This window comes from Sphingomonas sp., assembly GCF_048595155.1.
Lineage (GTDB): Bacteria > Pseudomonadota > Alphaproteobacteria > Sphingomonadales > Sphingomonadaceae > Sphingomonas_I.
The window spans coordinates 72,198-96,720 of record NZ_JBMDXN010000012.1 but is presented as its reverse complement, the minus strand read 5'-3'; the positions used below and the strand labels follow the sequence as shown (position 1 = coordinate 96,720).

At 63.2% G+C, this 24,523-nt stretch carries 33 protein-coding genes and 1 pseudogene; 29 read left to right on the top strand and 5 right to left on the bottom strand.

What is annotated here, in order from left to right:
* A partial coding sequence (locus ACOJSI_RS02850; RefSeq protein ID WP_420136744.1) for an FAD-dependent oxidoreductase occupies positions 1–931 on the top strand: 931 nt, incomplete at its 5' end.
* Between the two features lie 13 nt (positions 932–944).
* Here ACOJSI_RS02850 and ACOJSI_RS02845 read toward each other — a convergent pair.
* Positions 945–1,826 carry a LysR family transcriptional regulator gene (locus ACOJSI_RS02845; protein ID WP_420136743.1) on the bottom strand — a complete coding sequence of 294 codons (882 nt, stop codon included), beginning with the start codon at positions 1,824–1,826 and terminating at the stop codon, positions 945–947.
* 100 nt (positions 1,827–1,926) lie between these two features.
* On the opposite strand from ACOJSI_RS02845, the gene bla reads away from it, so the two are divergent.
* From bla to ACOJSI_RS02830, 3 genes are all read left to right on the top strand, one after another.
* Positions 1,927–2,847: a subclass B3 metallo-beta-lactamase gene (gene bla, locus ACOJSI_RS02840; RefSeq protein WP_420136742.1), complete on the top strand. Its 921-nt coding sequence runs from the start codon at positions 1,927–1,929 to the stop codon at positions 2,845–2,847.
* 5 nt (positions 2,848–2,852) lie between these two features.
* The gene (locus tag ACOJSI_RS02835; protein ID WP_420136746.1) at positions 2,853–3,764 is read left to right on the top strand and encodes an alpha/beta hydrolase; all 912 of its coding nucleotides are present in this window, start codon (positions 2,853–2,855) and stop codon (positions 3,762–3,764) included.
* A gap of 110 nt (positions 3,765–3,874) precedes the next feature.
* The gene (locus tag ACOJSI_RS02830) at positions 3,875–5,347 is read left to right on the top strand and encodes a hypothetical protein (RefSeq protein ID WP_420136741.1); all 1,473 of its coding nucleotides are present in this window, start codon (positions 3,875–3,877) and stop codon (positions 5,345–5,347) included.
* 4 nt (positions 5,348–5,351) lie between these two features.
* Here the strand turns inward: ACOJSI_RS02830 and ACOJSI_RS02825 are convergent, their stop codons facing one another.
* The 3 genes from ACOJSI_RS02825 to ACOJSI_RS02815 are packed head-to-tail and all read right to left on the bottom strand — an operon-like array spanning position 5,352 to position 6,629.
* Positions 5,352–6,092, bottom strand: coding sequence for a hypothetical protein (locus ACOJSI_RS02825; RefSeq protein ID WP_420136740.1), 741 nt, complete (start codon positions 6,090–6,092; stop codon positions 5,352–5,354).
* On the bottom strand, positions 6,085–6,306 hold the full coding sequence (locus ACOJSI_RS02820) for a helix-turn-helix domain-containing protein (RefSeq protein WP_420136739.1): 222 nt from the start codon (positions 6,304–6,306) through the stop codon (positions 6,085–6,087). The genes ACOJSI_RS02825 and ACOJSI_RS02820 overlap by 8 nt, the downstream gene beginning before the upstream one ends.
* The gene (locus ACOJSI_RS02815; RefSeq protein ID WP_420136738.1) at positions 6,306–6,629 is read right to left on the bottom strand and encodes a hypothetical protein; all 324 of its coding nucleotides are present in this window, start codon (positions 6,627–6,629) and stop codon (positions 6,306–6,308) included. Before ACOJSI_RS02815 ends, ACOJSI_RS02820 begins: the two co-directional genes overlap by 1 nt.
* A 122-nt stretch (positions 6,630–6,751) precedes the next feature.
* Between ACOJSI_RS02815 and ACOJSI_RS02810 the strand changes: the two genes are divergently transcribed.
* Both ACOJSI_RS02810 and ACOJSI_RS02805 read left to right on the top strand, forming a co-directional pair.
* Positions 6,752–8,035 (top strand): amidohydrolase family protein, encoded by a 1,284-nt coding sequence (locus tag ACOJSI_RS02810; protein ID WP_420136737.1) that lies wholly within the window; start codon positions 6,752–6,754, stop codon positions 8,033–8,035.
* Positions 8,035–8,946: a cation diffusion facilitator family transporter gene (locus ACOJSI_RS02805; RefSeq protein ID WP_420136736.1), complete on the top strand. Its 912-nt coding sequence runs from the start codon at positions 8,035–8,037 to the stop codon at positions 8,944–8,946. The genes ACOJSI_RS02810 and ACOJSI_RS02805 overlap by 1 nt, the downstream gene beginning before the upstream one ends.
* Here the strand turns inward: ACOJSI_RS02805 and ACOJSI_RS02800 are convergent.
* Complete coding sequence (locus ACOJSI_RS02800; protein ID WP_420136735.1) at positions 8,921–10,468, bottom strand: hypothetical protein; 1,548 nt, start codon at positions 10,466–10,468, stop codon at positions 8,921–8,923. The two genes, ACOJSI_RS02805 and ACOJSI_RS02800, sit on opposite strands and share 26 nt — an antisense overlap.
* A gap of 302 nt (positions 10,469–10,770) precedes the next feature.
* On the opposite strand from ACOJSI_RS02800, the gene rpsL reads away from it, so the two are divergent.
* The 23 genes and pseudogenes from rpsL to rpsE all read left to right on the top strand — a co-directional run bounded on the left by rpsL (position 10,771) and on the right by rpsE (position 24,522).
* Positions 10,771–11,142: a 30S ribosomal protein S12 gene (rpsL, locus tag ACOJSI_RS02795; protein ID WP_420136734.1), complete on the top strand. Its 372-nt coding sequence runs from the start codon at positions 10,771–10,773 to the stop codon at positions 11,140–11,142.
* 55 nt (positions 11,143–11,197) lie between these two features.
* Positions 11,198–11,668 carry a 30S ribosomal protein S7 gene (gene rpsG, locus ACOJSI_RS02790; protein WP_420136733.1) on the top strand — a complete coding sequence of 157 codons (471 nt, stop codon included), beginning with the start codon at positions 11,198–11,200 and terminating at the stop codon, positions 11,666–11,668.
* 193 nt (positions 11,669–11,861) lie between these two features.
* Positions 11,862–13,937: pseudogene (fusA, locus tag ACOJSI_RS02785) on the top strand (elongation factor G).
* Positions 13,938–14,017: 80 nt separating this feature from the next.
* A complete protein-coding gene (gene tuf / locus ACOJSI_RS02780; RefSeq protein ID WP_420136732.1) occupies positions 14,018–15,208 on the top strand; it encodes an elongation factor Tu in 1,191 nt (396 codons plus the stop codon).
* A 191-nt stretch (positions 15,209–15,399) separates the two neighbouring features.
* Positions 15,400–15,708 (top strand): 30S ribosomal protein S10, encoded by a 309-nt coding sequence (gene rpsJ / locus ACOJSI_RS02775; protein ID WP_116091432.1) that lies wholly within the window; start codon positions 15,400–15,402, stop codon positions 15,706–15,708.
* A gap of 300 nt (positions 15,709–16,008) precedes the next feature.
* Positions 16,009–16,755 (top strand): 50S ribosomal protein L3, encoded by a 747-nt coding sequence (gene rplC / locus ACOJSI_RS02770; RefSeq protein ID WP_420136731.1) that lies wholly within the window; start codon positions 16,009–16,011, stop codon positions 16,753–16,755.
* A 2-nt stretch (positions 16,756–16,757) separates the two neighbouring features.
* Positions 16,758–17,387 carry a 50S ribosomal protein L4 gene (gene rplD / locus ACOJSI_RS02765; protein ID WP_420136730.1) on the top strand — a complete coding sequence of 210 codons (630 nt, stop codon included), beginning with the start codon at positions 16,758–16,760 and terminating at the stop codon, positions 17,385–17,387.
* Positions 17,380–17,700, top strand: a complete 321-nt coding sequence (locus ACOJSI_RS02760; protein ID WP_420136729.1) for a 50S ribosomal protein L23 — start codon at positions 17,380–17,382, stop codon at positions 17,698–17,700. Before rplD ends, ACOJSI_RS02760 begins: the two co-directional genes overlap by 8 nt.
* Positions 17,700–18,539, top strand: coding sequence for a 50S ribosomal protein L2 (rplB, locus tag ACOJSI_RS02755; RefSeq protein ID WP_420136728.1), 840 nt, complete (start codon positions 17,700–17,702; stop codon positions 18,537–18,539). The genes ACOJSI_RS02760 and rplB overlap by 1 nt, the downstream gene beginning before the upstream one ends.
* 2 nt (positions 18,540–18,541) lie before the next feature.
* Complete coding sequence (rpsS, locus tag ACOJSI_RS02750; protein WP_420136727.1) at positions 18,542–18,817, top strand: 30S ribosomal protein S19; 276 nt, start codon at positions 18,542–18,544, stop codon at positions 18,815–18,817.
* Positions 18,817–19,194 carry a 50S ribosomal protein L22 gene (gene rplV / locus ACOJSI_RS02745; RefSeq protein ID WP_420136726.1) on the top strand — a complete coding sequence of 126 codons (378 nt, stop codon included), beginning with the start codon at positions 18,817–18,819 and terminating at the stop codon, positions 19,192–19,194. Before rpsS ends, rplV begins: the two co-directional genes overlap by 1 nt.
* Positions 19,194–19,889 (top strand): 30S ribosomal protein S3, encoded by a 696-nt coding sequence (gene rpsC / locus ACOJSI_RS02740; RefSeq protein ID WP_420136725.1) that lies wholly within the window; start codon positions 19,194–19,196, stop codon positions 19,887–19,889. Before rplV ends, rpsC begins: the two co-directional genes overlap by 1 nt.
* Before the next feature lie 63 nt (positions 19,890–19,952).
* Positions 19,953–20,384, top strand: a complete 432-nt coding sequence (gene rplP, locus ACOJSI_RS02735) for a 50S ribosomal protein L16 (RefSeq protein WP_420136724.1) — start codon at positions 19,953–19,955, stop codon at positions 20,382–20,384.
* 4 nt (positions 20,385–20,388) lie between these two features.
* A complete protein-coding gene (rpmC, locus tag ACOJSI_RS02730; protein ID WP_420136723.1) occupies positions 20,389–20,604 on the top strand; it encodes a 50S ribosomal protein L29 in 216 nt (71 codons plus the stop codon).
* A gap of 9 nt (positions 20,605–20,613) precedes the next feature.
* Entirely contained in the window at positions 20,614–20,874 is a 261-nt protein-coding gene (gene rpsQ, locus ACOJSI_RS02725) for a 30S ribosomal protein S17 (RefSeq protein ID WP_420136722.1), read from the top strand.
* A 15-nt stretch (positions 20,875–20,889) separates the two neighbouring features.
* Positions 20,890–21,261 (top strand): 50S ribosomal protein L14, encoded by a 372-nt coding sequence (rplN, locus tag ACOJSI_RS02720; protein ID WP_116091443.1) that lies wholly within the window; start codon positions 20,890–20,892, stop codon positions 21,259–21,261.
* Entirely contained in the window at positions 21,261–21,578 is a 318-nt protein-coding gene (gene rplX, locus ACOJSI_RS02715) for a 50S ribosomal protein L24 (RefSeq protein ID WP_420136721.1), read from the top strand. Before rplN ends, rplX begins: the two co-directional genes overlap by 1 nt.
* Positions 21,571–22,152 (top strand): 50S ribosomal protein L5, encoded by a 582-nt coding sequence (gene rplE / locus ACOJSI_RS02710; protein WP_420136720.1) that lies wholly within the window; start codon positions 21,571–21,573, stop codon positions 22,150–22,152. Before rplX ends, rplE begins: the two co-directional genes overlap by 8 nt.
* Before the next feature lie 51 nt (positions 22,153–22,203).
* The gene (gene rpsN, locus ACOJSI_RS02705; protein ID WP_116091446.1) at positions 22,204–22,509 is read left to right on the top strand and encodes a 30S ribosomal protein S14; all 306 of its coding nucleotides are present in this window, start codon (positions 22,204–22,206) and stop codon (positions 22,507–22,509) included.
* A gap of 11 nt (positions 22,510–22,520) precedes the next feature.
* The gene (rpsH, locus tag ACOJSI_RS02700) at positions 22,521–22,916 is read left to right on the top strand and encodes a 30S ribosomal protein S8 (RefSeq protein WP_420136719.1); all 396 of its coding nucleotides are present in this window, start codon (positions 22,521–22,523) and stop codon (positions 22,914–22,916) included.
* Complete coding sequence (gene rplF, locus ACOJSI_RS02695) at positions 22,916–23,449, top strand: 50S ribosomal protein L6 (RefSeq protein WP_420136718.1); 534 nt, start codon at positions 22,916–22,918, stop codon at positions 23,447–23,449. The genes rpsH and rplF overlap by 1 nt, the downstream gene beginning before the upstream one ends.
* A complete protein-coding gene (rplR, locus tag ACOJSI_RS02690) occupies positions 23,449–23,805 on the top strand; it encodes a 50S ribosomal protein L18 (protein ID WP_420136717.1) in 357 nt (118 codons plus the stop codon). The genes rplF and rplR overlap by 1 nt, the downstream gene beginning before the upstream one ends.
* Positions 23,806–24,522, top strand: a complete 717-nt coding sequence (gene rpsE, locus ACOJSI_RS02685; RefSeq protein WP_420136716.1) for a 30S ribosomal protein S5 — start codon at positions 23,806–23,808, stop codon at positions 24,520–24,522.
* Position 24,523 lies beyond the last annotated feature (1 nt).

Below are 24,523 nucleotides of genomic sequence, written 5' to 3'. Positions count from 1 at the left end.
CGACCGCATCTGGACCTACCGTCACGCCATGACCCCGTCGGAGATGCCGAAGGAGTTGCTGGTCATCGGTTCGGGCGCGATCGGCTGCGAATTCGCGAGCTTCTATTCGGACATGGGCGCCAAGGTGACGATCGTCGAGATGCTCGACCGGATCCTGCCGGTTGAGGATCACGAGGTATCCGCCTTCGTCCAGAAGCAGTTCGAAAAGCAGGGCATGAAGATCCTGCCGAAGCATGGTGTCGAGAAGATCGACGTGAAGCCGGGCCGCTCCGTCACCGCGACGATCAAGCGGCCGGACGGCAAGACCGAGGCGCAGGAGTTCAGCCACGTCATCGTCGCCGTCGGCATCGTCCCGAACACCGAGAATATCGGGCTGGAAACCCTTGGTATCGAGACCGCGCGCGGTCACGTCGTGATCGATGAAATGTGCCGCACCAACGTGGAAGGCATCTACGCGATCGGCGACATCACCGGCGCACCCTGGCTGGCGCACAAGGCCAGCCATGAAGGCATCATCGCGGTCGAACATATGGCGGGCAAACACCCGCACGCGATGGACGTGCTGAAGATACCCGGTTGCACCTATTCGCGGCCGCAGGTGGCGAGCGTCGGCTATACCGAGGCCAAGGCCAAGGAGCTGGGCTTTGAGGTGAAGGTGGGTAAATTCCCCTTCATCGGCAACGGCAAGGCGATCGCGTTGGGTGAGGCGGAAGGCTTCGTGAAGACGGTGTTCGACGCGAAGACCGGCGAGTTGCTGGGCGCGCATATGGCCGGACCGGAAGTGACCGAGCTGATCGAGGGCTATACTGTCGCCAAGCAGCTGGAGACGACGGAAGCGGACCTGATGGAAACGATCTTCCCGCACCCGACGCTGTCGGAAGCGATGCACGAGAGCGTGCTCGCCGCATATGGCCGGGTGATCCACATCTGATCTAGGCGGCGGGTTACGGGGATGGCGAGGGGCAGGCAGCCTGCTTCAGCCATTCCCGGAAAGCCGCCATGGCCGCGCTGTCCTTGCGGGACATGAGTCGCGTCAACCAGTAGCCGCCAGTTAAGATCTCGATTGCGAAGGGCTGGACAAGCCGCCCGGCATTCAGCGCGTCCGCGAACATGGCAGGCGGGGCCAGTGCGACGCCCAGGCCGGACTGCGCGGCGGCCGCCATGGCGAGCGATGTATCGAATACCGGTCCTCGCAAAGACGGGCAGGGTGCGCCCGCGCGTTCGAACCAGAGCGGCCATTCGTCTGCGCGATAGGAACGCAGAAGCGTCTCGCGCGCCAGGGCGGATGGCTCGATCAGCCGCTCGGCTGTCGCTGCATTGCATAAGGGCGCCAGAGGGGCGTCCAGGATCGACTCCGCATGCATGCCGTGCCAGGCGCCGTTGCCGAACCGGATCGCGAAATCGAGGCCTTCGCCGGCCAGATCCACCCGGTTGTTGTTCGTCATCAGGCGCAAGTCGATGCCGGGATGGCTGCGGTTAAACGCGTCGAGCCGGGGCAGCAGCCAGCCTGCCGCAAAGGTGCCGACAACACCCACGTTCAGCACCTCGCGCAACTTGCCATCCGCATAGAGATCCAGCGTCGCCCCGATCCGGTCGAACGCTTCGGCCACCGTGGGCACCAGTGCCTGGCCTTCTGCGGTTAAGGCGAGTCCACGCGGGAGGCGGCGAAAGAGGGGTGTGCCCAGCCGCTGCTCAAGCGCGGCAACCTGATGGCTGACCGCGCCCTGGCTGACATGAAGCTCGATCGCGGCACGGGTGAAATTGAGATGCCGCGCTGCTGCTTCGAACGCCCGCAACGCGTTCAAGGGAAGTTGGGCCCGATCCATGGCTTGTCATGAAATAACCTCATGGCTCTGTCGAGATATGATGCTTTGTCAGCTTGTATAAGCAGGTCGCATGATCCCGGTGTTATCAGGGAGGCATGCAATGAAATATTCGAAGACGCTTCTTACCGGCATCGCCGCGTTCTTGCTGCCGACGCTGGCGACAGCGGCCCGACCGCAGCTTGATCCCTTGTTGCGTCCGGTCGCGCCGAAGGCTGCGCGCGAATGGCTGACCCCGCAGCCGCCGCTCCACATTTACGGCAACAGCTATCTGGTTGGCTTTGGCGGGCTCAACGTGGGGCTGATCAAGACATCAGAGGGATTGATACTGATCGACGGATCCGTGCCGCAGGGCGTGCATAGGATTGAGGCCAATCTTCGGGCGCTGGGATTTGCGATCCGCGATGTGAAATACATCCTCAGCACCGAACCGCATTTCGATCATGCCAGCGGCATTGGCGCCCTTGCGCGGGATTCGGGCGCCATCGTGGTAGCGGGCAAGGCGGCAGTGCCGGCGCTGCAGAGCGGATGGCCAGGCTCGGATGACCCGCAGGCGGGATATCGCGCGCATTATCATGGTGTTGGGACAGTGCGCGGTGTGGCGGACGGCGCCGTGATTCGCCTGGGCGATGTTGCCGTCACCGCAGTGGCGACACCGGGCCACACGTCGGGCAGCACCAGCTGGACGTGGCGATCCTGCGAGGAAGGCCAGTGCAAGACCATCGTCTTTTCGGCCAGTCTCAATCCGATCTCCGCCGATCATTACCGCTTCACCGATCCCGCCCATCGCGCCCTGTTGGACGGCTTTCGGCAGAGTTTCGCCAAGATGAAGGCGCTGCCATGCGATATCCTGATCACGGCGCATCCAGGCCAGTCGGATGGCGACATCAAAGCCGCCAAGTTGCAGGCCGGCGTCAAGCCGAACCCCTATCTGGATGCCAAGGCCTGCCGCGATTATGCGGCCCAATCAGAAGCGCTGTTCAACAAGCGGATCGCCGACGAAAAAGCAGGGAAGATCAAGTGAGGCGCATGCTCCTTGCCCTGGCGTTCATCTGCGCGGCGCCGTGCACCGCGGCAACCTGGCAGCCGGCACCGGGCACGCAGCAAATGGCACTCTGGCCAGGCGCTCCGCCGCATATGCTGCCGGTCGATGGGCCGGAGACCATGCGAAGTGATCCTAACGCAAAGATCGGCGGCAAGACGGTGATCGCAATCGATCGCGTATCCCACCCAACCTTGACGTTTTATCGGCCACGCGGACGGAATACGGGTGCCGCCGTGCTGGTCTATCCGGGCGGCGGCTTCTGGATTCTTGCGATGGATCTGGAAGGCAGCGATGTTTGCGACTGGCTGACCGCCAAGGGCATCGCCTGCATCCTGGTGAAATATCGGGTACCCGGTAGCCATCAATCGCCGCGATCGGGCCCCTACCCGCTTAATCCGGTCGCGCTGGAGGATGCACAAAGGGCGATCGCGATCACGCGCTTTCATGCCCGCGCGTGGGGGATCGATCCGCACAAGATCGGCGTGCTCGGCTTCTCGGCGGGCGGCCATCTGGTAGCGGCGACCAGCACCCTGTCGCGCATCTACGCGCCCGTGGACGTGGTCGATCAAACCAGCGTGCGCCCGGATTTCGGCATCGCCCTCTATCCCGGCCATCTGTGGATCGATGAAGACCGGTTTCAGCTCAATCCTGACGTGCCGGTCAGCGGCACGACGCCGCCGCAATTCATCGTCCAGAATGAGGATGACCCGGTCGATAGCGTGAACAATGCGCTCGTCTATTATATCGCGCTCCAAAAAGCGGGCGTGCCGACCGAGCTGCACCTCTACGCGAAGGGCGGCCATGCCTTCGGCCTGCGCCATGACGCCGCCAAACCGGCGACGGATTGGCCGGTGCTGGCGGAACGCTGGCTGCAGACCATCGGCATGTTGCCTTAGTGGCTGTGCAGGGGGAGCGTAAGCCCGGGCGGGCATGCCGCACGGCGAAGCGCGGACAGGCTAAGGGGAAGCCGCTTCCTGTCTGCCGTGCTCCTCCCCTAAGAGGCGGCATGACCTATGTTAGATCTTCGGCAGGATCGGTGATCGGACGTTCCCGATCGCCGGTGCCGTGGATGTTGGCGGCAGCCCTCCTGTTTGTTGCGTCACTGGCGATGCGGTTTCCCGGCGTCGCCATGTATGACAGCGTCACCCAATATCAGCAGGCGGTCAGCGGCAATTATGATGATTGGCATCCGCCGATCATGGCGCATGCCTGGGCGCTGCTGAACCATATCCATGGCGGCACGGCCCCCTTCTTTATCGTGCAGATGCTACTGTGGTGGTCCGGCCTTGGCCTGATATCCGTGGCGCTTGGTCAGCAACGGCGGCATGGCGCGGCGGCGCTGGTGCTGCTGGTCGGCATCGCACCCTTATGGCTGGGGTGGACAACCGTTGTACTCAAGGATGCCCAGATGGCCTGCTGCCTCGCGGCGGCGACCGGGCTTGCCGCTTACTGGCGATTCGACCGGCGCAACATGCCGGGCTGGGCCGTGGCGGCCATCGCGATCCTGCTGATCTATGCGACGCTCGTACGCGGCAATGCCGTGTTCGCTACTGTCCCGTTCGCGATGGCGCTGGTGGGGTGGCCGCGACGCGACCGTTTATGGGTTCAGGTCACGACCGGCATCGTTCTGATGCTGGCGGTGATTGCGGTCAGCCCCTTCATCAATCATCGTCTTCTGCTCGCGGCGCCGAGCGGCGTCGAACGGGTCCTGCCGCTCTATGACATGGTCGGCATCACCCATTATGCGCGGCTGCCGAGCATCGCTGCCATCCCGCCCGCCTTGTGGGCGGAATCGGAGCAGAAGGGCTGTTACACGCCTTATTACTGGAATCCCTATGGGGAAGACCGGCAATGCGGCAGCATCGGCACGGCCGCGGTGTTCGCCGAAGGTGCCGAGCCGCATCTGATGCGGGACTGGGCGGGTCAGGTGCTGCGTCACCCGGTGGCTTATGCCCGCCATCGTTTGAGCCATCTCAATTCCAATCTGCGCTTCTGGGTGCGCGGAACAGAGCCGGATGCCATTCCGCCGATCGACAGCGAGCCGAACAAGGATGGACTGGGCGCCCCACCGACCGCTGGGGCGAGGATGTTGATTTCGGCGGCGACGTTGATGCTCGCGACGCCGCTGGGCTGGCCGATCGTCTGGCTTGCGGTCGCGGCCGGGCTGACCTGGGCCTCCACCGGGCGCACCGAACCACAGGCGCGGCTCGGCCGGGCGCTCGCCATATCGGCTCTGTGCATGAGCGGCAGTTTCGCGGTGGTCAGCATCGCCAGCGATCTGCGCTACCATCTCTGGTCGATGGTGGCGGCGGCGCTGGCCCTGATCCTGCTGATCGACGCGCGGGCGCTGTATCGGCGGCGTGCGCTCATCTCCGGTGCCGTGGTGCTGGGCGTCATCGCGATCGGCACGGCCGCGCGGCTGGGCGCCGCAAGCCCGGTCTACATACCGGTCATGCCCCCCGCGACGGCATCCTCATAGGCCGTCAGTCAATCCGTTGGCGGGCACGCCGTCTCTCTCGACGCGCCTCCGCGTGGCGGGTGATTGTCACCGGGATGATGCACAATATCGCCACGAGATAGCCGACAAAGATGGAATCGGCGGCCAGGACCAGCCCGGTCATGGCCGGTGGCTTGCCGAGCGCGAGGAAGTTGAGCGCATAATGGCCGGCCATGACCGGCAGGGTCGCGAGCAGGCTGAAGCCCAAAGCCCATAGGAAGTCTGGCGCGATCAGGCGGAGCGATGATCCGATGCTTGCGCTGCCATCCCCCAGCGGCGCGCGCGCGATCCACTGCGCCAGCAGGATGTCGAGCACGAGCAGGAGGGGGAGCGATGCCAACCCGGATATCGTTCCCGCGCGACCGGAGATCAGCTGAGGGATCCACAATGCCCCCAGATTGACCACGGCGCTGTACAGAAAAACGGCGACGTAAGCGCGTACCGCAGCAGACTCCCATCTTCCGGCGCGCGCACCGTCGCCCCACCATGCGAAGCGCGCCACCCAGTAACGCGGCAGCAGCAGCACCAGGACCTTGATCGTACCGAATACCATGCGTGTGTCAGTGGTGGCGTCGGCCTGAAAATGGGCGAAGCTCGAGAACAGGCCCATTCTATATTCGGCGATATGCTGGGCGAGCTCGGGCAGGACGGGTACGAAGAACAGCAGCGGACAGGCCATCGCGAAAGCGCCCGCGCTGCGATAGGTCCGCAAGATCGCCTTAAACATCGTGCCGTTCCTCATCGGTAAAGGTGATCAGATCGCCCGGCTGACAGTCGAGCGCGCGGCAGATCGCCTCCAGCGTCGAGAAGCGGATCGCACGTGCCTTGCCTGTTTTCAGGATGGAGAGGTTGGCAAGGGTGATGTCGACACGATCCGCCAATTCGGTCAGCGTCATCCGGCGTTGATGCAGCAGCTCGTCGAGCCGGATTTCGACCGGCATCAGATCGTCGCTTCCAGATTGTCGCGTAGCTGACGTGCGTTGGCGCGCTGAAATGGATTGCCTGCCTCGACGGTGGCGAGGATCGCCAGCAAGCGCCGAAAAAGGCGATAGACGGGAAAGACAACCAATATCCCGACGGCGATCAGTACCTCTACCGCGTTAAGTAGCGCGGGCCGTGCGCCCGCGGCGGCGGTGCGCGTCACATGCGCGGCCAAGCCGCCTACATCGCACAGAAGTATGACCATGGCCACTAGGGCGCCGACCAGGAAGAGCCAGTTGCCGGTGTTGAGTATCAGCAACAGCCAGCGAGACACGCGCAACATCTTGCACTCTCCTTATTGATTATCAGTAAACAACATATCGATAATCGACAATACGGTGTCATTCGACACATTGGCAGTCCGCTGGTCGGCGCTACACGGGAGCGGCGTTAACGGGGGACTTTATGCGGATATCTGTTTCAGGGGCGATCGTGCTCGGGCTGCTGGCGAGCGCGGGGCACGCAGCGACGGTGGTGACCGCCGCCCACATGATCGATCCCGTCAAAGGTGTGATGATCGACGATGCGGTGGTGGTGATCGGGGACGATGGCCGCGTACAGGCACTTGCCTCCGGACCCGCGGCGCGACCGAATATTCCCGCCGATGCGACGCGGGTGGATCTGGGTGACGTCACGATCTTGCCCGGGCTGATCGACATGCACGTCCACCTGACCAGCGATCCGACTTTGTCCGGCTATCAGGGGCTGGAATATACCGACAATTTCTGGACGGTGATTGGCGTTCCCAACGCCAAGAGGACGCTGGAGGCAGGCTTCACCACCGTACGCATGGTGGGATCGAGCAATTATGACGATGTCGCGCTGAAGCAGGCGATCGAGCATGGCTATATCGCCGGGCCGCGGATCGTGCCTGCCACCTATGCGATCGGCGTGACCGGCGGCCATTGCGACGCCACCGAATATCCGCCGTCCGTGAAAGTGCCCGCGCCGGGTATCGCCAACAGCCCGGGCGAATTCAGGGGGCTCGTACGGACGCTGCGCAAATATGGCGCCGAGGTGATCAAGGTCTGCATGACCGGTGGCGTGCTGTCGAAGACCGACTCGGTCGGTGCGCAGCAGCTTTCCTATGACGAGATCAAGGCAATCGTGGACGAGGCGCATATGCTCGGCCTGCGCGTGGCCGTGCACGCGCATGGCACGGATGGCATCAATGATGCGTTGCGGGCCGGCGTGGACACGATCGAGCATGCCAGCCTGGCCGATGCGGAATCGTTCAAACTGGCCAAGGCGCATGGGGCATGGTTCGACATGGACGTCTATGACGACGATTACATCTTGGCGGAGGGCGCCAAGAACGGCGTGTTCGCCGAGAGCCTGGCCAAGGAGAAGATGATCGGCCTGAAGCAGCGCCAGACGTTCCGCGCCGCCCATGCTGCCGGCGTAAAGATGCTGTTCGGCACCGACGCGGGCGTTTACCCCCATGGCGACAACGCCAAGCAATTCGCCAAGATGGTCGAATGGGGCATGACACCGATGGAGGCGATCCGCGCTGCGACCTCCGATGCGGCGATCGCACTTGATCGCGCCAATGACGTCGGTCAGCTGACGCCCGGCCATTTCGGCGACATCGTTGCCGTGGCAGGCGATCCGACCAAGGACGTGCGCCTGCTGGAACATCCCGCCTGGGTGATCAAAGGCGGACAGGTCGTGTGGAGCCCGGCGCGCTGATGGCGGAAAGCAATAACAAGCTTGTCCTGTTCGCTGCGCTGGGTGCCAATCTGGGCATCGCCGTTGCCAAGTTCGTGGCCGCTGCGCTGACCGGATCCTCGGCGATGCTGACCGAAGGTTTTCACTCGGTCGTGGATTCGAGCAATCAGTTGCTGCTGCTCTACGGCGAACGGGCCTCGCGCCGGCCGCCCGACGAGATCCATCCGCTGGGCTATGGGCGGGAATTGTATTTCTGGAGCTTCGTCGTCGCGATCCTGATCTTCGCGACGGGCGCCGGCCTGTCGATCTACGAAGGCGTTCATCACGTGCTGGAGCCCGCGCCGGTCCAGGATGCGACCGTCGCCTATATAGTATTGGCCATTTCCTTTTTGCTCGAAGGCGCATCGTGGCTGACCGCGCTGCGCGAGTTCCGACGCACGCAGGGCGAGCTGGGCTGGTGGCAGGCGATCCGGCGCTCAAAGGATCCGGCAACGTTCATCGTGCTGTTCGAGGATTCGGCCGCTCTGTTCGGTCTCGTCATCGCGGCGATCGGCGTATTCCTGGCGCATTGGACTGGCGAACCAGCCTGGGATGGTGCGGCCTCGATTGTGATCGGCGTCGCTCTGGCAATCGTCGCCTTTATGCTGGCGCGCGAATCGAAGGGGCTTCTGATCGGCGAGCGGGCGGACCCGCGTCTGATCGCGGCCATCCGGGCTGCCTTCGCAGCGCGACCCGAGGTGACCGCGGTGCAGGAAATCATCACCATCCATATCGCGCCCCGCCGCGTCTATGTCTCGGCGAGCATCGACTTCGAGGATGACGTTCCGGTGGGCGCGGTCGAGCGCCTGATTGCGGAAACGGAGGCTGCGCTGCGCCAGGCATGGCCGCAGATCGACAGCGTCTATATCAAGCCGAAGGCGCGGCCGGCCTGATCGGCACCAGGATGTAGAGATTGTCGGGCAAGGTTCGCTCGATCCGGTAATTGGCCTCGATCAGCTTGTAGACATCGGGCGGCAAACGCCCGTTGTCGGTGCCGTAATCGTCGTCGCGGGCTACGACCAGCGCGTCGAACTGGCGGGCGGCGATGCGAGCCCGCAACTTCCATGGGTCGCCGATACGACGCATCTTCTGCCCATAATTGAAGAAGTCGAGCGTGTAAGGTTTGCCGGCCCAATAGCATAAAGCGGGCATCTCGCATGCGACCGGCCCCGGGCGGGTTCCCAGGAAACGGATCGTGTCGCGCCAGGCTTGGTCGCGCGCCGCCAGCGTGCGCACAGTCTCGATCCGGTGCGGGATGCCCACCAGATCCTTGATCGCTGCGGGGGCGATGACCAGCGCCATCACGCTCAGCCGCGCGGCGATCGGCAAGGTCGCCGGCGGTGCTGCCGAAAGAAGCACGCCGATCAAGATCGAAATGGCGATGATCGCGTCGAAATGGGCATTGTGGGAAACGCCCGCCCCCAGCCGCTCGAACATGCCGAAGCCGAGGGCCAGGATCGCGAACAGCGCCAATAGGGTCAGCCGACTGTCCTGCTTCCATCCTGGCAGACGCGGCAGATAGACGGCGGCAATGACGATGCCCGGCAGCAGATAGCTGAGATCGAACAGCCCATATTTCAGGCTCTCCACATGCAATGTGCGCACATGATGCAGCACCTGATCGAAGAACAGCGGGCCGTAGAGGATATGCAGCCCGGCCAAGGCGCATCCGAGCACGAGCACCCCGGCGCCGATCCAGACGGCAAGGGCGCGCCGGTCATGGATCGCGAGCGCGCCGGTGATCGCCAGGGGCAAAGCAACCTGATTATGCTTGATCAGCCCGGCGACAAGCAGGACGAAGGCAGCGCCGATCAGCCGTGCCGGCGTGAAGCCGCCGCCGCAACGCGTGATCAGCAGAGCGAGCGCTATCAGCTGAAGCGCCTCGGCCATCCATTGGGGGTCGTCGGCCGCGATATAACGCGGGGCCATCGATACCGCCACCAGTAGGAAGATGGCGCCTCCGAACCAGGCCCATACTGACGGGCGACCCGCGCGCGCTGCGATCAGCCCAACCAGCCAGCCGGTGCCGATCAGCGCGACTAGGCTGAGCAGCCGCCCGGTCAGCACCAGATCGCCCAGCGCGCGATTGAAAAGGCCTACGATGTAGAAGGAGAGGGGTGGGTAATTGTCACTCAGCGGCGAGGCCGGGCCGGTGTAGAGCGGCTGCCCCGCAAGTGCCCGCTCCGTCCAATAGGCATTCCACCCTTCATTGTTGTTGACCGATATCGGATGGCCGATCTGAAGGAGCGGACCGATCATTTGCGCGAAGATGCAGAGCGCGGTTAAGGCGGTCAGCGCGGCGAGCCAGCCCACCCACTTCCCGTCCCGTGCCGAAGCGGCTGCGCCGCCATGCGGGGCGCTCAGTGGTGGCCGGCGATCGGTTTCATCGCTCCTGCGAGACTCGGAGTAGGTCATCGCAGCGCGCCTTTGCTGCGTTATCGTGGCTGGCGCATGAACATTGCCGGTGGGTGTTGGAATTACAGCAGGCGCAGGGGCGGATACATACAGCGACGAGCCGTTGACGCTATTCGACTCTAGGGCTATAGGGCCGCTCGCTCGCGGGCCATCTGGCTCATGCGGGTGCACTGAACATTGCCGATGCTTGGCATGCCCTGGGGCGAAGATCACCCTAGGGCCGTTATCGCATTCCGCTGTCTTCGAGCAGCAGCATGAGGTGCTGGCACGGTAAAGTAACCCTGTGAAAGGTGAAGGGCTTCATGCCGACGATTAACCAGTTGATCCGTAAGGGTCGTGAACCGCAGATCGCCAAGTCCAAGGTGCCTGCGATGGACAAGAACCCGCAGAAGCGTGGCGTTTGCACCCGCGTTTATACCACGACCCCGAAGAAGCCGAACTCGGCGCTGCGCAAGGTGGCCAAGGTCCGCCTGACCAATGCGCGCGAAGTGATCAGCTACATTCCCGGCGAGGGCCACAACCTGCAGGAGCACTCGGTGGTCCTGATCCGTGGCGGCCGTGTGCGCGACCTTCCCGGTGTGCGGTACCACGTGCTGCGCGGCGTGCTCGACACGCAGGGCGTCAAGAATCGCAAGCAATCCCGCTCCAAGTACGGCGCCAAGCGTCCGAAGTAAGCCGATCGGCACATTCGTCCGATCACCCGGCTGAAGTTTAGAGGAAGAAGAAAAGATGGCTCGTCGTCGTCGTCCAGAAAAGCGCGAAATCCTGCCCGATCCTAAGTTCGGGGATGTCGTGCTGTCCAAGTTCATGAATTCCGTCATGCTCGACGGCAAAAAGTCCACCGCGGAGAGCATCGTCTATGGCGCGCTCGAGACGGTCGAGACTCGTGCCAAGCGTGAGCCGCTCGGCGTGTTCCACGATGCGCTCAACAATATCCGCCCGGGTATCGAAGTGCGCAGCCGCCGCGTCGGTGGTGCGACCTACCAGGTTCCGGTTGAGGTTCGTCCGGAGCGTAGCCAGGCTCTCGCCATCCGCTGGCTGATCGCTGCGGCACGTGGTCGTTCGGAGCACACCATGTCGGCACGCCTGTCGGGCGAGCTCATGGACGCCGCCAACAACCGCGGCAACGCGGTCAAGAAGCGCGAAGACACGCACCGCATGGCGGAAGCGAACCGCGCCTTCTCGCACTACCGCTGGTAAATTCTATACCTATATGGAGATGAGGGTTTCGGCCCTCGTCTCCAAATCACCGTTCGCCCTGAGCTTGTCGAAGGGCTGTGCTTCTCCACCCGGGGAACGAAAGGGCAGGGCTTCGACGCGCTCAGCCCGAACGGATTTGAGAGCTGAACCTACAGTTTTGATCGCCGCCTGACGCGGCCCAGGAGTGAATATCATGGCCCGCAGCCATCCGCTCGAGAAGTATCGCAATATTGGCATCATGGCGCACATCGATGCCGGCAAGACGACCACGACCGAGCGCATCCTGTATTATACCGGTAAGTCCTACAAGATCGGCGAAGTCCATGAGGGCACCGCCACCATGGACTGGATGGAGCAGGAGCAGGAGCGTGGCATCACGATCACGTCCGCTGCGACGACGTGCTTCTGGAACGATCACCGCATCAACATCATCGACACGCCCGGCCACGTCGACTTCACGATCGAAGTCGAGCGTTCGCTGCGCGTGCTTGACGGCGCGGTCGCCTGCTTCGACGGCGTTGCCGGCGTGGAGCCGCAGTCCGAGACGGTGTGGCGTCAGGCTGAAAAGTATCACGTGCCGCGCATGTGCTTCGTCAACAAGCTCGACCGCACCGGTGCGAGCTTCGAGCGCTGCGTCGACATGATCAAGGATCGCCTCGGTGCGCGTCCGGCGGTGCTGTATCTCCCGATCGGCATCGAGAGCGGCTTCAAGGGTCTGGTCGACCTGGTCGAGAATCGCGCGATCATCTGGCTCGAAGAGTCGCTCGGCGCGAAGTTCGAATATCAGGAGATCCCGGCGGATCTGGCCGATGCGGCTGCTACTGCGCGCTCCGAACTGATCGAAATGGCGGTCGAGCAGGACGACGCCGTCATGGAAGCCTATCTTGAGGGCAATGAGCCCGACACCGCGACGCTGAAGAAGCTGATCCGCAAGGGCACGCTGAACTTCTCGTTCGTGCCGGTGCTGTGCGGCTCCGCGTTCAAGAACAAGGGCGTGCAGCCGCTGCTCGACGCGGTCATCGACTAACTGCCGAGCCCGCTCGACATTCCGCCGGTGGAGGGCCTGAAGCTCGACGGCGAGACGCCCGATACGCGTCCGGCGGCCGACGACGCGCCGATGTCCGCGCTTGCGTTCAAGATCATGAACGACCCGTTCGTGGGTACGCTCACCTTCGCCCGCATCTATTCGGGCAAGATGGACGCTGCCACGACCGTGCTGAACTCGGTCAAGGACAAGAAGGAAAAGATCGGTCGCATGCTGCTGATGCATGCGAACAGCCGTGAGGATATTCAGGAAGCCTATGCGGGCGACATCGTCGCGCTGGCGGGCCTCAAGGATACCACGACCGGTGATACGCTCTGCGCGCAGAACGCCCCGATCATCCTGGAGCGGATGGAATTCCCCGAGCCCGTGATCGAGCTGTCGGTGGAGCCGAAGACCAAGGCCGACCAGGAGAAGATGGGCGTCGCGCTCAATCGCCTGGCGCGTGAGGATCCGTCGTTCCGCGTGTCTTCGGACAATGAGAGCGGCCAGACCATCATCAAGGGCATGGGCGAACTCCACCTGGAGATCTTGGTCGACCGCATGAAGCGCGAGTTCAAGGTCGAGGCGAATATCGGTGCGCCGCAGGTGGCGTATCGCGAATCGCTCAGCCGCAAGGTCGATGTCGACTACACCCACAAGAAGCAGTCGGGTGGTTCGGGTCAGTTCGGTCGCGTCAAGATCACGGTCGAGCCGGGCGAGCGCGGCCAGGGCGTGATCTTCATCGACGAGGTCAAGGGCGGCAACATCCCGCGCGAATATATCCCGTCGGTCGAGAAGGGTATTCGCGAGATTGCGGCAACGGGTTCGAAGATCGGCTTCCCGATCATCGACTTCACCGCGACCCTGACGGACGGCGCCTACCATGACGTCGACTCGTCGGCGCTGGCGTTCGAAATCACGGCGCGGGGCGCAATGCGCGAAGCGGCGCAAAAGTCTGGCATCAAGATCCTCGAGCCGATCATGAAGGTCGAGGTCGTGACGCCGGAAGATTATCTGGGCGACGTCATCGGCGACTTGAACAGCCGCCGCGGCCAGATCCAGGGCACCGACAGCCGGGGCAATGCTCAGGTGGTCGAGGCGATGGTCCCGCTGGCGAACATGTTCGGCTACGTGAACCAGCTGCGCTCCTTCACGCAGGGGCGTGCGCAGTACACGATGCAGTTCAGCCACTATGACGAGGTTCCGGCGAACGTGGCGGAAGAGGTCGTCGCAAAGCTGGCATAAGCCAAAAAAGCTGCTATTGGCGCGCTCCGCGAGCGGGGCGCGCCCCTTTCTCCCAATATATCGAAGCAAGGTAGGAAATCATGGCTAAGGCTAAATTTGAGCGGACGAAGCCGCACTGCAATATCGGCACCATCGGCCACGTCGACCATGGCAAGACGTCGCTCACGGCCGCCATCACCAAGGTGCTCGCCGAGACCGGCGGCGCGACCTTCGTCGACTATGCCAACATCGACAAGGCTCCCGAGGAGCGTGAGCGCGGCATCACCATCTCGACCGCACACGTCGAGTATGAGACGGAAGCACGCCACTATGCGCACGTCGATTGCCCGGGCCACGCCGACTATGTGAAGAACATGATCACGGGCGCCGCGCAGATGGACGGCGGGATCCTCGTCGTGTCGGCGACCGACGGCCCGATGCCGCAGACCCGCGAGCACATCCTGCTCGCCCGTCAGGTCGGCGTTCCCGCCCTCGGCGTGTTCATGAACCAGGTCGACCTGGTCGATGACGCCGAGATCCTGGAGCTCGTCGAGCTCGAGATCCGCGAGCTTCTGTCGTCCTACGACTTCCCGGGCGATGACATCCCCGTCATCCAGGGTTCGGCCGTGAAGGCGCTCGACGGCTCCGACAACACGATCGGCCGCGAAGCCGTTCTGAAGCTGATGGCTGCCGTGGACGAATATATCCCGCAGCCCGATCGTCCGCTCGACAAGCCGTTCCTGATGCCGATCGAAGACGTGTTCTCGATTTCGGGTCGCGGCACCGTTGTGACCGGCCGTGTCGAGACCGGCGTGGTCAAGGTTGGTGAGGAAGTCGAGATCGTCGGCCTCAGCGACACCAAGAAGACCGTCGTGACCGGCGTCGAAATGTTCCGCAAGCTGCTCGACAGCGGCCAGGCGGGCGACAATATCGGCGCGCTGCTCCGCGGCGTTGGCCGTGACGACGTTGAGCGTGGTCAGGTTCTCTGCAAGCCGGGCTCGATCAAGCCGCACACCGAATTCTCGTCGGAAGTTTACGTGCTGTCGAAGGAAGAGGGTGGCCGTCACACGCCGTTCTTCGCCAACTACCGCCCGCAATTCTACTTCCGCACGACCGACGTGACCGGCGAAGTCGTCCTCCCCGAGGGCACCGAGATGGTCATGCCGGGCGACAACGTGAAGCTCGGCGTCAAGCTCATCGCACCGATCGCGATGGAGCAGGGCCTGCGCTTCTCGATCCGCGAAGGCGGCCGTACGGTCGGCGCCGGGGTTGTCAGCGCGATCACCGCGTAATATAAGTACGTCATCGCAGCCGCCCGACTCCCCGGTGGAGTCGGGCGGTTTGCTATTTATGAGAGACTTCGAATCGTGATGCCGGCTTAGGCGGGCAGTTCAACAGGCAGGCGACAAGCTTGCCTCGCGAAGCCGCAGCGCCGCTGGGGAACGAGGAAGAGGTCTCAGGCTCTTTCGCATCGGTAGGAACCATGGACAGCAATATCCGCATTCGCCTGAAGGCGTTCGATCATCGCGTGCTTGATCAGGCAACCGGCGAGATCGCCGACACCGCGCGCCGCACCGGCGCTTTGACCCGTGGCCCTATCCCTCTGCCGACGCGCATCGAGAAGTTCACGGTGAACCGTGGGCCGCATATCGACAAGAAGTCGCGTGAGCAGTTCGAAGTTCGCACGTTCAAGCGTTTGCTCGACATTGTGCAGCCGACCCCGCAGACCGTCGACGCTTTGATGAAGCTCGATCTCGCAGCGGGTGTTGATGTTGAGATCAAGCTAGCGTAAGGAGCTTTCACCGCTGGCGGGGTGATTCACCCCAGCCGGCGCTTTTGCTTCCCGCATGAGCCTTTCGAGGCGCGGTTGAAGCAGGAAAGCAAAGGGATACCGAACGCCTGTCTCCTTCGGGAGGAAGCGTTGCCTGCGTCCCCGCTTTCAGCAAGCGGGTGATACGTCACCTTCTTGTTGGACACTGGCCCAGGCGGGGGCACGCAGTTTCATTGGGCTGGGCTTCGGGGATCCCCGAAGCCTTTTTCGTTGGCATGCTCGCTGCTTCGGTGGCGAGCCTCTGGTTGGAAGGAATTGGTCATGCGCACCGGCGTGATCGCGAAGAAGATGGGGATGACCCGGCTGTTCCAGGACGACGGGCGCCATGTGCCCGTGACCGTTCTGCAGCTCGATGGTCTTCAGGTCATTGCCCGCAAGGAAGATGCACGGGACGGATATGTCGCGGTGCAGCTCGGCGCGGGTTCGGCCAAGGCCAAGAATGTTTCCAAGCCGCAGCGCGGCCACTTCGGCAAGGCCGAGGTGGAGCCCAAGGCATATGTCGCTGAATTCCGCGTCACCGAGGACAATCTCCTCGACGTCGGTGCGGAGATTTCGGCCGAGCATTTCGTCGCCGGCCAGATGGTCGATATCCAGGGTCGTACCCAGGGTAAGGGCTTCCAGGGCGGTATGAAGCGCTGGGGCTTCGGTGGTCTGCGTGCCACGCACGGCGTTTCGGTGTCGCATCGCTCGCTCGGTTCGACCGGTCAGCGCCAGGATCCGGGCAAGGTCTTCAAGAACAAGAAGATGGCCGGTCACATGGGCGACAAGAACCGCACCCAGCAGAATCTCGAGATCGTCCGCACGGACGTCGAGCGCGGCCTGCTCTACATCAAGGGCTCGGTTCCGGGTTCGAAGGGCGGCTGGGTTCTGGTGAAGGACGCCGTCAAGCTTCCGGGCCATAAGGACGCGCCGAAGCCGGCCGGCCTGAAGTCCGCTGCCAACAGCAATAGCAACACTGCCGCTCCGGTCGTCGAGACGCCCGAAGCCGCCGAAGGCCAGGAGGGCTGATCATGAAGGTTCAGGTCAAGAACCTCGACGGATCGTCGGCGAATGGCGATCTCGAACTGAACGATGCGATCTTTGGCGTCGAGCCGCGTGCGGACATCCTTCACCGGGTCGTCACCTGGCAGCTCGAGAAGCGTCGCGGCACCGCTCGCGGTACGCGTGAGCGCTCCGATGTGTCGCGGACCGGCAAGCGTTTGGGTAACCAGAAGGGTGGCGGTACCGCCCGTCACGGCGACCGTGCGGCCCCGATCTTCATCGGCGGCGGTAAGGCGCACGGCGCGCGCGTTCGTGACTTCAACCCGTCGCTGAACAAGAAGGTTCGTGCGCTCGGCCTCAAGATGGCCCTCTCGGCGAAGGCCAAGGACGGCAATCTGGTGGTGCTGAACGCGCTGGATGTTGCCGAAGGCAAGACCAAGACGCTCGCGACGCAGCTGGCGACCCTGGGCTTTGGTACCAAGGCGCTGGTGATCGACGGCGATGCGATCAACGTCAGTTTCGCGCATGCGTCGGGCAACCTGCGCGGCGTGAACCTGCTGCCGGCCGTGGGCGCCAACGTCTACGATATCCTTAAAGCAGACACGCTGGTGCTGACGCGCGCGGCGATCGAGAAGCTGGAGGCGCGTTTCAATGGCTAAGAAGCCGGCCAATTCGACGATTGATATTCGTCACTACGACGTGGTGCTCGCGCCCCACATCACCGAGAAGTCGACCATGCTTTCCGAGCATAATGCGGTCGTCTTCAAGGTGGCGGGCGACGCGACCAAGCCCGAGATCAAGGCTGCCGTCGAGGCGCTTTTCTCGGTCACGGTCACGGGCGTCAACACGATCGTGAGCAAGGGTAAGACCAAGCGCTGGAAGGGCGAGCCCTACAAGCGTTCGGATGCCAAGAAGGCGATCGTGACGCTGGCCGACGGTCAGCAGATCGATATTACGGCGGGGATTCAGTAATGGCTCTCAAGAATTTCAATCCGACGAGCCCGGCTCGTCGTGGCCTGATCCTGATCGACCGTTCGTCGCTCTACAAGGGCAAGCCCGTCAAGGCGCTGACCGTCGGTCTCACCAAGTCGGGCGGTCGCAACAACCAGGGTCACGCCACGGCGCGCGGCATTGGCGGCGGTCACAAGCAGAAGTATCGCTTCATCGACTTCAAGCGTCGCAAGTGGGACGCGCCCGCGTCGGTCGAGCGGATCGAATATGATCCCAACCGCTCCGCCTTCATCGCGCTGGTGAAGTATGAAGATGGCGAACTCGCCTACATCATCGCGCCGCAGCGTCTGGCGGTCGGCGACACGATTGTTGCTGCCAAGAAGACGGACGTGAAGCCGGGCAACGCGATGGAAATCGGCCAGGCTCCGGTCGGCACGATCGTCCACAATGTCGAGATGAAGCCCGGCAAGGGCGGTCAGATCGCCCGTGCGGCGGGCACCTATGTGCAGATCGTCGGCCGCGATAAGGGCATGGTGATGGTGCGCCTGAACTCGGGCGAGCCGCGCTATGTACACTCCAATTGCATGTGCACGGTCGGCGCTGTGTCCAACCCGGACAATGCCAACCAGAACCTGGCAAAAGCCGGCCGCAATCGCTGGCTCGGCTATCGTCCGCTCACCCGCGGCGTCGCCAAGAACCCGGTCGACCATCCGCACGGCGGTGGTGAAGGCCGGACCTCGGGTGGCCGTCATCCGGTCACGCCGTGGGGCAAGCCGACCAAGGGTCATCGCACCCGCAAGAACAAATCGACCGACAAGATGATCATCCGGTCGCGTCATTCGACCAAGAGGAAGGGCTAACAATGGCTCGTTCAGTCTGGAAGGGCCCGTTCGTCGAACTGAGCCTTCTGAAGAAGGCGGTAGCCGCGCAGGACGGTGGCGCGCGTGCTGCGATCAAGACCTGGTCGCGTCGCTCCACCATCATGCCGCAGTTCGTCGGCCTGACCTTCAATGTGTATAACGGCCGCAAGTTCGTGCCGGTATCGGTTAACGAAGACATGGTGGGCATGAAGCTCGGCGAGTTCGCGCCGACCCGCTACTTCCCCGGCCATGCTGCGGATAAGAAGGGCAAGCGCTGATGTCTAAGCCAGCATCCCCCCGTAAGGTCGGCGACAAGGAAGCCCTTGCCGTTGCGACCTCCGTTCGCGGCAGCCCGTACAAGCTCAATCTCGTCGCGGGTCTGATCCGCGGCAAGAAGGTCGGCGACGCGCTGAACATCCTCTCTTTCTCGACGAAGGCGATGGCTGTCGATGTGCGCAAGTGCCTGGCCTCGGCCATTGCGAATGCCGAGAACAATCACAATCTCGACATCGATGCGCTGGTTGTGAAGGAAGCATCGGTCGGCAAGGGCCTCGTCATGAAGCGCTTCGCCACCCGCGCCCGCGGCCGCAGCGCCCGCATCGTCAAGCCGTTCAGCCGCCTTCGCGTGGTCGTCCGCGAGCAGGAAGAAGCATAATGGGTCATAAGTCCAACCCGATTGGTATGCGGCTGCAGATCAACCGCACCTGGGACAGCCGCTGGTACGCCGAAGGCGAAAGCTATGCGAAGCTGCTGCTGGAGGATCTCAAGATCCGCCAGTACATCTTCAAGACGCACCCGCAGGCTGCGATCTCCAAGGTCGTGATCGAGCGCCCGGCCAAGCTCGCCCGCATTTCCGTCTATGCCGCACGCCCTGGCGTGATCATCGGCAAGAAGGGTGCGGATATCGAGAAGCTGCGCCGTACGCTTGGCAAGATGACCTCGTCCGAGGTGAGCCTGAACATCGTCGAGATCCGTAAGCCGGAAATCGACAGCAAGCTCGTTGCCCAGGGCGTCGCCGATCAGCTCGAGCGCCGCATCGCCTTCCGTCGTGCCATGAAGCGCGCGGTTCAGTCAGCGCTGCGTCTCGGTGCCGAGGGCATCCGTATCACGTGCGCCGGCCGTTTGGGCGGCGCGGAGATCGCCCGTACCGAATGGTACCGCGAAGGTCGCGTGCCGCTGCATACGCTGCGCGCGAACGTCGATTATGCCGAGGCCGAGGCGCACACCGCCTATGGCGTTTGCGGCGTCAAGGTCTGGATCTTCAAGGGTGAGATCCTGGGCCACGACCCGCTCGCGCAAGACCGCCTCATGATGGAAGCTCAGACCTCGGGGGTCCGTCCGGCGCGCTGATAGGATAACCCTATCAGTCTGCCTGATCGGCCGTCGTCACGGTGTCAGAAGGTTAGATAAGACATGCTGCAACCGAAGCGCACCAAGTTCCGTAAGGCCCATAAGGGCCGTATCCATGGCGACGCCAAGGGCGGGACCGCGCTCAATTTCGGCGCGTTCGGCCTCAAGGCTCTTGAGCCGGAGCGGATCACTGCCCGCCAGATCGAAGCGGCTCGCCGCGCGATCACCCGCCACATCAAGCGCCAGGGGCGTTTGTGGATCCGGATTTTCCCGGACATTCCGGTTTCGTCGAAGCCGGCCGAAGTCCGCATGGGTTCCGGCAAGGGCGCGCCCGAATTCTGGGTCGCCCGCGTAAAGCCCGGCCGCATCCTGTTCGAGCTGGACGGTGTTCCCGGCCCGATCGCTCGCGTCGCTTTCGAGCGCGCGATGGAAAAGCTGCCGATCAAGACCAAGGTCGTCGCCCGTCTGGGCGAGTCCGTGCACGAGGCTGCGTAAGACAATGGCGAAGGCATCCCAGATTCTTGGCGATCTCAAGGTCGCGACCGACGATCAGCTTTCGAGCCAGCTCAATGAGCTGAAGCGCGAGCAATTCAACCTGCGCTTTCAGGCCGCCACGAACCAGCTCGAAAAGCCGAGCCGCGTTCGCCAGGTGCGCCGCACGATCGCCCAGATCAAGACGCTGCAGACCGCCCGTGCGGCTGCGGCCAGCAAGTAGGAGCATCACATGCCGAAGCGCGTGCTGACGGGAACGGTGGTCTCCGACAAGACCGACAAGACCGTGGTGGTTTCGGTCGAGCGGCGGGTGAAGCACCCGCTGTACGGCAAGATCATCAAGCGTTCGAAGAAGTATCACGCCCATGATGAGGGCAACGTGTTCAAGGAAGGCCAGACGGTCCGCATCGAGGAATGCGCACCGATCTCCAAGTTGAAGACGTGGAAGGTCATCGGTGAAGTCGGCGCGCAGTCGCCGGTCGCCGCAGCGTAAGGAAGGGCTGACACAATGATTCAGATGCAGTCCAACCTGGACGTAGCTGACAATTCCGGTGCGAAGCGCGTCCAGTGCATCAAGGTGCTGGGCGGCTCCAAGCGTCGTTTCGCTTCGGTCGGCGACGTGATCGTCGTCTCGATCAAGGAAGCTGCGCCGCGCGCCAAGGTCAAGAAGGGCGACGTTCACCGTGCGGTGATCGTGCGCACGGCCAAGGACATCAACCGCGCCGACGGCTCGACCATCCGCTTCGACGGCAATGCCGCCGTACTCATCAACAAGAATAACGGGGAGCCGATCGGCACCCGTATCTTCGGCCCGGTCGTGCGTGAGCTGCGCGCTGCTGGTCACATGAAGATCATTTCGCTCGCGCCCGAGGTGCTCTGATGTCTGCTGCAAGGATCAAGAAGGGTGACCGCGTCGTCGTCCTGTCCGGCAAGGACAAGGGCAAGACGGGTGACGTCACCAAGGCCATGCCGAAGGACGGCAAGGTCGTCGTATCGGGCGTGAACATCGCGACCCGTCATCGCAAGCCGACGCAGGCGAACCCGCAGGGTGGCCTGGAACGTCGCGAAGCGCCGATGCACATTTCCAAGGTTGCGCTTGCGACCAAGGACGGCAAGCCGACGCGCGTTCGCTTCGAAACCCAGGACGGCAAGAAAGTCCGCGTCGCCGTCAAGACCGGGGAGAAGATCGATGGCTGATGCAGCCAACAAGCCCCGCCTGAAGAAGCTGTATGAAGACAGCATCGTCAAGGCGATGACCGAGAAGTTCGGCTACAAGAATGTCATGGAAGTGCCCAAGCTCGAGAAGATCGTGCTGAACATGGGCGTTGGCGAAGCCACCCAGGACAAGAAGAAGGTCGAGAAGGCCGCGGGCGAGATGACCCAGATCGCGGGCCAGAAGGCCGTCGTGACCAAGGCCAAGAAGTCGATCGCGCAGTTCAAGCTGCGTGAAGGCATGCCGATCGGTTGCAAGGTGACGCTCCGCCGCGAGCGGATGTACGAGTTCCTTGACCGCTTCGTCACGATCGCCCTGCCGCGCGTTCGCGACTTCCGCGGCCTGAGCGACAAGTCGTTCGACGGCCGTGGCAATTATGCGACCGGCCTGAAGGAGCAGCTGATCTTCCCGGAAATCAGCTACGACCAGGTCGAGCAGATCCGCGGCATGGACGTGATCGTCGCGACATCCGCCAAGACCGACGAGGAGGCGCGTGAGCTTCTCCGCCTGTTCGGTTTCCCGTTCCCGCAGCCTGTTGAAGAGAAGAAGGCCGCGTAAATTTATCCCGTCCTCCGGCCGTGTCCGGGGGAGGTTCAAGGACTTAAGTCGATGGCGAAACTGAGTTCGATTAACAAGAATGAGCGTCGCAAGAAGCTCGTTAAGAAGTATGCGGGCAAATATGCCCGTCTGCGGGCGATTGCGGACGATGAGTCCAAGGACTTTCAGGAGCGCTGGGAAGCACGCCTGAAGATGGCCGAGATCCCCGCGAACGGAAATCCGACGCGCGTGCGCAATCGCTGCGCGATCACCGGCCGCCCGCGTGCTGTCTATCGTAAGTTCGGCCTGGCGCGCGTCATGCTGCGTCACCTGGCAACGCGCGGGATGATCCCGGGCGTGGTCAAGTCGAGCTGGTAAGGGTCTGATATATGTCGATCACTGATCCCCTGGGCGATCTGCTCACCCGCATCCGCAACGGCCAGCGTGCCCGCAAGGATAGCGTTTTGTCTCCGGCCTCGAAGCTGCGCGCCCGCGTGCTCGATGTGCTGCAGCGCGAAGGCTATATCCGTGGCTACTCGGAAGAGCAGCTTGGCGAGCATCCCGGCCTGCGCATCGAGCTCAAATATTTCGAGGGCCAGCCTGCGATCCAGCATGTTGCGCGTATCTCGAAGCCGGGCCGTCGCGTTTATTCGGGTTCCAAGGATTTGCCGCGGGTCCGCAATGGCCTGGGCATGACCATCGTTTCGACGCCTCGCGGCGTTCTGTCCGACGCTGAGGCGCGGGACCAGAATGTCGGCGGCGAAGTGCTCGCGGAGGTATTCTGATGAGCCGCATCGGTAAAAAGCCGGTTCCCGTACCTGCCGGCGTGACCGCGCAGATCGAAGGCAAGACTTTGACCGTGAAGGGCGCCAAGGGCACGCTCACGCTCGACCTGCTCGACGACGTCACGTACGACATCAGCGATGGTGGCGTGACGGTGACGCCGGCGAACGACACGAAGCGGGCCCGCTCCTTCTGGGGCATGCAGCGCACGCGGATCGCGAACCTGATCACCGGCGTGACGGAGGGCTATACCAAGCAGCTCCAGATCACCGGCGTCGGCTATCGCGCGAACGTTCAGGGCAAGAACCTGAAGCTGCAGCTGGGTTACAGCCACGATGTCGATTTCGCGATCCCGGAAGGGATTACGATCGCGACGCCGGACCAGACCACGGTCAACATTTCCGGCATCGACAAGCAGAAGGTCGGCCAGGTGGCCGCGGAGATCCGCCGTTGGCGCAAGCCTGAGCCCTACAAGGGCAAGGGCATCAAATATGCCGGCGAGTTCATCTTCCGCAAGGAAGGGACTAAGAAGTAATGGCCAAGGGTCTTTCTCTGTTCGAGCGGCGCCGTCGCCGCGTGCGCACTGCGCTGAAGGCACGTGGCGGTCAGCGCCCGCGTTTGTCGGTGCACCGCTCCGGCAAGCATATCTATGCGCAGATCATCGACGATGCGGCGGGTACCACCGTCGCAGCCGCTTCGACGCTGGAAAAGGACGTGCGTGCCACGTCCGGCGCCAACATCGATGCCGCGCAGTCGGTCGGTAAGCGTGTTGCCGAGCGTGCCAAGGCAGCCGGTGTGACGACCGTCGTGTTCGATCGCGGCGGCTTCCTGTTCCACGGGCGCGTCAAGGCGCTCGCCGATGCCGCCCGCGAAGGCGGATTGGAGTTCTAAATGGCTGACGAAGTTCAGAACGAGGCCCCCGTGGCCGACGCCCCCGCGGCAACCGAAGGCGCTCCTCGCGAGGGCCGTGGTCCGCGTGGCGGTCGTGGCCGTGGTGGCAACGACAATCGCAGTGGTGGTGGCCGTGGCCGCAACGACCGTAACCGTCGCGACAATAATCGCGACGAGGGCGGCGAAGAGCTGGTCGAGAAGCTGGTGCACATCAACCGCGTGTCGAAGACGGTGAAGGGCGGCAAGCGCTTCGGCTTCGCGGCGCTGGTCGTGGTCGGCGACGGCTCCGGTCGGGTCGGTTTCGGGCATGGCAAGGCACGCGAAGTGCCGGAAGCCATCTCCAAGGCGACCGCGGCGGCCAAGAAGGCGATGATCCGCGTTCCGCTGAAGGATGGCCGCACGCTGCATCATGACGGCATGGGCCATTTCGGCGCCGGCCGCGTCTATGTCCGCACGGCGCCTGCCGGTACCGGCATCATCGCTGGCGGCCCGATGCGCGCCGTCTTCGAGAGCTTGGGCGTGCATGACGTGGTGACCAAGTCGGTCGGCACCAGCAACCCGTACAACATGATTCGTGCGACCTTCGAGGCGCTCGGCGAGCAGACGAGCCCGCGCTCGGTCGCACAGCGCCGCGGCAAGAAGATCGCCGAGCTGCTGCGTCGCGGTGGTTCCTCGGTCGAGGTTGCCGAAGCCGACGCTGCGGCTGTGGTGGAGTAAG

Excerpts from the sequence above, each read along its gene's own strand:
- ACOJSI_RS02845 (WP_420136743.1), bottom strand. The coding sequence starts at position 1,826 with ATGGATCGGGCCCAACTTCCCTTGAACGCGTTGCGGGCGTTCGAAGCA.
- bla (WP_420136742.1), top strand. The coding sequence starts at position 1,927 with ATGAAATATTCGAAGACGCTTCTTACCGGCATCGCCGCGTTCTTGCTG.
- ACOJSI_RS02835 (WP_420136746.1), top strand. The coding sequence starts at position 2,853 with ATGCTCCTTGCCCTGGCGTTCATCTGCGCGGCGCCGTGCACCGCGGCA.
- ACOJSI_RS02830 (WP_420136741.1), top strand. The coding sequence starts at position 3,875 with ATGACCTATGTTAGATCTTCGGCAGGATCGGTGATCGGACGTTCCCGA.
- ACOJSI_RS02825 (WP_420136740.1), bottom strand. The coding sequence starts at position 6,092 with ATGTTTAAGGCGATCTTGCGGACCTATCGCAGCGCGGGCGCTTTCGCG.
- ACOJSI_RS02820 (WP_420136739.1), bottom strand. The coding sequence starts at position 6,306 with ATGCCGGTCGAAATCCGGCTCGACGAGCTGCTGCATCAACGCCGGATG.
- ACOJSI_RS02815 (WP_420136738.1), bottom strand. The coding sequence starts at position 6,629 with ATGTTGCGCGTGTCTCGCTGGCTGTTGCTGATACTCAACACCGGCAAC.
- ACOJSI_RS02810 (WP_420136737.1), top strand. The coding sequence starts at position 6,752 with ATGCGGATATCTGTTTCAGGGGCGATCGTGCTCGGGCTGCTGGCGAGC.
- ACOJSI_RS02805 (WP_420136736.1), top strand. The coding sequence starts at position 8,035 with ATGGCGGAAAGCAATAACAAGCTTGTCCTGTTCGCTGCGCTGGGTGCC.
- ACOJSI_RS02800 (WP_420136735.1), bottom strand. The coding sequence starts at position 10,468 with ATGACCTACTCCGAGTCTCGCAGGAGCGATGAAACCGATCGCCGGCCA.
- rpsL (WP_420136734.1), top strand. The coding sequence starts at position 10,771 with ATGCCGACGATTAACCAGTTGATCCGTAAGGGTCGTGAACCGCAGATC.
- rpsG (WP_420136733.1), top strand. The coding sequence starts at position 11,198 with ATGGCTCGTCGTCGTCGTCCAGAAAAGCGCGAAATCCTGCCCGATCCT.
- tuf (WP_420136732.1), top strand. The coding sequence starts at position 14,018 with ATGGCTAAGGCTAAATTTGAGCGGACGAAGCCGCACTGCAATATCGGC.
- rpsJ (WP_116091432.1), top strand. The coding sequence starts at position 15,400 with ATGGACAGCAATATCCGCATTCGCCTGAAGGCGTTCGATCATCGCGTG.
- rplC (WP_420136731.1), top strand. The coding sequence starts at position 16,009 with ATGCGCACCGGCGTGATCGCGAAGAAGATGGGGATGACCCGGCTGTTC.
- rplD (WP_420136730.1), top strand. The coding sequence starts at position 16,758 with ATGAAGGTTCAGGTCAAGAACCTCGACGGATCGTCGGCGAATGGCGAT.
- ACOJSI_RS02760 (WP_420136729.1), top strand. The coding sequence starts at position 17,380 with ATGGCTAAGAAGCCGGCCAATTCGACGATTGATATTCGTCACTACGAC.
- rplB (WP_420136728.1), top strand. The coding sequence starts at position 17,700 with ATGGCTCTCAAGAATTTCAATCCGACGAGCCCGGCTCGTCGTGGCCTG.
- rpsS (WP_420136727.1), top strand. The coding sequence starts at position 18,542 with ATGGCTCGTTCAGTCTGGAAGGGCCCGTTCGTCGAACTGAGCCTTCTG.
- rplV (WP_420136726.1), top strand. The coding sequence starts at position 18,817 with ATGTCTAAGCCAGCATCCCCCCGTAAGGTCGGCGACAAGGAAGCCCTT.
- rpsC (WP_420136725.1), top strand. The coding sequence starts at position 19,194 with ATGGGTCATAAGTCCAACCCGATTGGTATGCGGCTGCAGATCAACCGC.
- rplP (WP_420136724.1), top strand. The coding sequence starts at position 19,953 with ATGCTGCAACCGAAGCGCACCAAGTTCCGTAAGGCCCATAAGGGCCGT.
- rpmC (WP_420136723.1), top strand. The coding sequence starts at position 20,389 with ATGGCGAAGGCATCCCAGATTCTTGGCGATCTCAAGGTCGCGACCGAC.
- rpsQ (WP_420136722.1), top strand. The coding sequence starts at position 20,614 with ATGCCGAAGCGCGTGCTGACGGGAACGGTGGTCTCCGACAAGACCGAC.
- rplN (WP_116091443.1), top strand. The coding sequence starts at position 20,890 with ATGATTCAGATGCAGTCCAACCTGGACGTAGCTGACAATTCCGGTGCG.
- rplX (WP_420136721.1), top strand. The coding sequence starts at position 21,261 with ATGTCTGCTGCAAGGATCAAGAAGGGTGACCGCGTCGTCGTCCTGTCC.
- rplE (WP_420136720.1), top strand. The coding sequence starts at position 21,571 with ATGGCTGATGCAGCCAACAAGCCCCGCCTGAAGAAGCTGTATGAAGAC.
- rpsN (WP_116091446.1), top strand. The coding sequence starts at position 22,204 with ATGGCGAAACTGAGTTCGATTAACAAGAATGAGCGTCGCAAGAAGCTC.
- rpsH (WP_420136719.1), top strand. The coding sequence starts at position 22,521 with ATGTCGATCACTGATCCCCTGGGCGATCTGCTCACCCGCATCCGCAAC.
- rplF (WP_420136718.1), top strand. The coding sequence starts at position 22,916 with ATGAGCCGCATCGGTAAAAAGCCGGTTCCCGTACCTGCCGGCGTGACC.
- rplR (WP_420136717.1), top strand. The coding sequence starts at position 23,449 with ATGGCCAAGGGTCTTTCTCTGTTCGAGCGGCGCCGTCGCCGCGTGCGC.
- rpsE (WP_420136716.1), top strand. The coding sequence starts at position 23,806 with ATGGCTGACGAAGTTCAGAACGAGGCCCCCGTGGCCGACGCCCCCGCG.